The following is a 3,479-nucleotide window of genomic DNA, read 5'->3' as shown; positions in this document are numbered from 1 at the left end:
TCCCCACCCTCCCCGGCGACTACCCGGCTTACTATGCGGCCGTGGCCAGGGCCCTCGTCGACGGCGGCACCAACCCGGTGACCGCACTGGAGGCGGCCGCCGCCCTCGACGTACTGGAGGCGGCGCGCCGTTCGGCCCGCGACAACGTGGCGGTGCAGCTGTGACGCACAACACCGGGCTGACCCCGAAGTTCCAGCCGGAACTCACCCCGCCCCTGGAGGAACTGGAGGCGCAGGAACGCCGCCTGGTCTTCCGGCAGTTCACGTACGACGACGCGTGGGCGCTGGGCTCGCTGCTGGTGGAGCTGGCGCGGGAGCGGCAGGCACCCGTGGCCATCGACATCCACCGCGGCGGCCAGCAGCTCTTCCACGCGGCCCTGCCGGGTTCCACCCCGGACAACGACGCCTGGATCGACCGCAAGCGCCGGGTCGTGGAGCGCTACGGCTCCGCCTCCTACCTGGTCGGCGCCCGCTTCCGCGCCAAGGGCAGCACCTTCGAGGAGTCCTCGCGTCTGGACCCGGACGAGTACGCGGCACACGGCGGCTCCTTCCCGGTGACGGTGGAGGGCGTGGGCGTCGTCGGCACGGTGACGGTCTCGGGCCTGCCCCAGCTCCAGGACCACCGTCTGGTGGTCGAGGCGCTGGAGGAGTTCCTGAGCAAGGACCGCTAGCGGGAGCGGAATTATCGCCGGGTCCTGCCCGTTGGCACCTGCCATGAAGGATTCCATCGGCACGTACGGCATCTGGAACGGCGGCGGACTGCGCGGGGAGGACCCGTCCGGGCGGGGTGAACGCGCCGAGGCCGCCGCCGAACTGGAGGAGCTCGGGTTCGGGGCGATCTGGCTGGGCGGCAGCAGTTCGGCAGCCCACGCGGCCCCGCTGCTCGACGCGACGTCCCGCGTGGTCGTCGGCACCAGCATCCAGAGCATCTGGGACCACGAGGCCGAGGCCGCCGCCGCGAGCTTCACCGACCTGAACGCCGCCCACGCCGGCCGCTTCGTGCTGGGCCTGGGCGTCAGCCACGCCAAGCTCGCGGAGCAGTACCGGCGGCCGTACTCGGCCCTGGTGGCCTACCTGGACGCCCTGGACGAGGCGGGAGTGCCGGCCGAGGGCCGGGTCCTGGCCGCCCTGGGCCCGCGGACCGTCGAGCTGGCCCGCGACCGCGCGGCCGGCTCGATCCCGTACCTGATCACCGCGGAGCAGACGGCACGCTCCCGTGAACTCCTGGGCGAGGAAGCCCTGTTGGCGCCGGAACTCAAGGTCGTCCTGGAGTCCGACCCCGCGCGGGCCCGCGCCCTGGCCCGCGACTACCTGGCCATTTACCTGGGCCTGCCCAACTACACCAACAACTTCCTCCGCAACGGCTTCACGGAGGACGACCTGCTGGACGGCGGCAGCGACCGCCTGGTCGACGCGGTCTTCGCCTGGGGCACGGACGAGCAGATCCGCGCCCGCGTCGACGAGTTCGTCGCGGCGGGCGCGGACCACGTGGCCCTGCAGATCGTGGACGGCGCACCGCGCCACGAACTCCCGAGGGAGGGCTGGCGCAAGCTCGCCTCTCTGCTCGGGTGAGCCATGGCCTTTGAGGGGCACGAGGAACTGCGCGACAAGCCACAGGCGGCCCGCGGTCATCGGACGACGCGCAGTCCCCGGCTCACCCAGCGCAGCGGCTACGCGTCCTTGAACTCCTGCCGCTGACGCCCCAGCCCCGAGATCTCCAGCTCCACCACGTCCCCCGCCCGCAGATACGGCTTGGGCTCGGGCTCCCCCATCGCGACCCCGGCGGGCGTGCCGGTGTTGATGACGTCACCCGGGTACAGGGTCATGAACTGGCTGACGTACCGCACCACTTCACCGACCGGGAAGATCTGTTCGGCGGTCGTGCCGTCCTGCTTCAGCTCGCCGTTGACCCACAGCTTCAGGGACAGGCGCTGCGGATCGGGGACCTCATCCGCCGTCACCAGCCAGGGGCCCAGGGGGTTGAACGTCTCGCAGTTCTTCCCCTTGTCCCACGTCCCGCCGCGCTCGATCTGGAACTCCCGCTCGGACACGTCGTGCGCCACCGCGTACCCGGCGACATGGGCGAGCCCCTCCTCGGCGGACGACAGATAGCGGGCCGTGCGCCCGATCACGACCGCCAGCTCGACCTCCCAGTCGGTCTTCTCCGACTTCCGGGGCACGAGAACCGTGTCGTAGGGGCCGACCACGGTGTCCGCGGCCTTGAAGAAGATCACCGGCTCGGCGGGCGGCTGGGCCCCCGTCTCGCGCGCGTGGTCGTGGTAGTTCAGGCCGATGCAGACGATCTTGCCGATCCGGGCGAGCGGCGGCCCGACACGGAGTCCCGTGGCGTCCAGTTCCGGCAGGTCGCCGGACTCCGCGGCCGCGCGGAGGCGGCCGAGTGCCGCGTCGTCGGCGAGCAGCGCCCCGTCGATGTCCTCCACGACACCGGACAGGTCGCGCAGGACCCCGTCGGCGTCGAGCAGCGCGGGCGTCTCCGTTCCCGCCGTACCGACTCGCAGCAGCTTCATGATCACTATCTCCCTCGATTGCGGGGCGTCCTCCGACGGGTGCAGCCATCGGATGACTGGTCGATCCTCCAAGCTGGGCGTCCGGTCCGCAATACCCGGTTCACGGACTGGACCGGTCAGCGGTAGAGGGCGGCCCTCTCGACCGCGGCCCACGTCGAGCTGGTCACCACGTACAGGGCGGCCGCCAGGGGCACCACCGCCACGGTGAACAGCGTGAAGAACGACATGAACGGCATGGCCCTGCTCATCGCGCCCATGCCGGGAACGGGCTGTCCGTCGGCCACCGGCAGGACCGGGTTCGCGGCCATCATCCGCTTCGTGCGGCGGTAGTTGAAGGTCGCCACGACGGCCACGAACACGAAGAGGCAGACGTAGACGAGTCCCGCTCCCCCGAACATCCCGCCGTGGCCGAGGGCGTCCGCCCAGCGTCCGCCGAGCGGCGCGGCGAACAGCTCGTGGCCGAGCAGTTCGTTCGCCTGGCCGCCGATCGTGGTGTTGGAGAAGAGGTGGTACAGCAGGAAGAAGGCGGGGAGCTGAAACAGTCCGGGCAGACAGCCGGACAGCGGGGAGACCTTCTCCTCGGCGTGCAGGGCCATCACGGCCTTCTGGAGCTCGCCGGGATCGTCCTTGTGCTTCCTGCGCAGTTCGGCGATCTTCGGCTGGAGCCGGGTGCGGGCCTTCTGGCCGCGGGCGGCGGCGCGGGACAGGGGGTGCACGAGCAGGCGTACGAGAGCGGTGAACAGGACGATCGCGGCGGCGGCCGCGGTGGCGCCGAAGAGGGGGTGGAGCAGGTCGGCGAGGTGCTGGACCAGATCAGCGAAGACGGACATGGGTGAGCCCTCCGGGGGTCTCGTCGTGCCGGAAGCGAGCAGGGCGGCATGACGACCCGCGCGGGGTGTCCGTACAGGAGGGAGCCCCTACGCGGCGGTCGCCGGGAGGGGGTGGCCGGGGG

General features: G+C 71.5%; 5 protein-coding genes. 3 read left to right on the top strand and 2 right to left on the bottom strand.

Features of this window, described 5'->3' with window-relative positions; genetic code table 11:
- The 3 genes from EHS43_RS48460 to EHS43_RS40340 form a co-directional block, all read left to right on the top strand.
- Nucleotides 1-164, top strand: a 164-nt coding sequence (locus tag EHS43_RS48460) for a Gfo/Idh/MocA family oxidoreductase (protein WP_369009073.1), incomplete at its 5' end; no start/stop codon positions are given.
- Nucleotides 161-670 (top strand): heme-degrading domain-containing protein, encoded by a 510-nt coding sequence (locus EHS43_RS40345; RefSeq protein WP_125195514.1) that lies wholly within the window; start codon nucleotides 161-163, stop codon nucleotides 668-670. The genes EHS43_RS48460 and EHS43_RS40345, both read left to right, overlap by 4 nt.
- Nucleotides 671-713: 43 nt before the next feature.
- Nucleotides 714-1,571, top strand: coding sequence for an LLM class F420-dependent oxidoreductase (locus EHS43_RS40340; protein ID WP_125195513.1), 858 nt, complete (start codon nucleotides 714-716; stop codon nucleotides 1,569-1,571).
- Nucleotides 1,572-1,669: 98 nt separating this feature from the next.
- On the opposite strand, the gene EHS43_RS40335 is transcribed toward EHS43_RS40340, so the two are convergent.
- Both EHS43_RS40335 and EHS43_RS40330 read right to left on the bottom strand, forming a co-directional pair.
- Nucleotides 1,670-2,527 (bottom strand): fumarylacetoacetate hydrolase family protein, encoded by an 858-nt coding sequence (locus EHS43_RS40335; RefSeq protein WP_125195512.1) that lies wholly within the window; start codon nucleotides 2,525-2,527, stop codon nucleotides 1,670-1,672.
- A gap of 116 nt (nucleotides 2,528-2,643) precedes the next feature.
- Nucleotides 2,644-3,357 carry a YidC/Oxa1 family membrane protein insertase gene (locus tag EHS43_RS40330; protein ID WP_125195511.1) on the bottom strand — a complete coding sequence of 238 codons (714 nt, stop codon included), beginning with the start codon at nucleotides 3,355-3,357 and terminating at the stop codon, nucleotides 2,644-2,646.
- Nucleotides 3,358-3,479 lie beyond the last annotated feature (122 nt).

Origin of the sequence: Streptomyces sp. RP5T (assembly GCF_003933965.1) — a bacterium.
Classification (GTDB): Bacteria; Actinomycetota; Actinomycetes; order Streptomycetales; family Streptomycetaceae; genus Streptomyces.
This window is presented reverse-complemented; position numbering and strand designations above follow the sequence as displayed.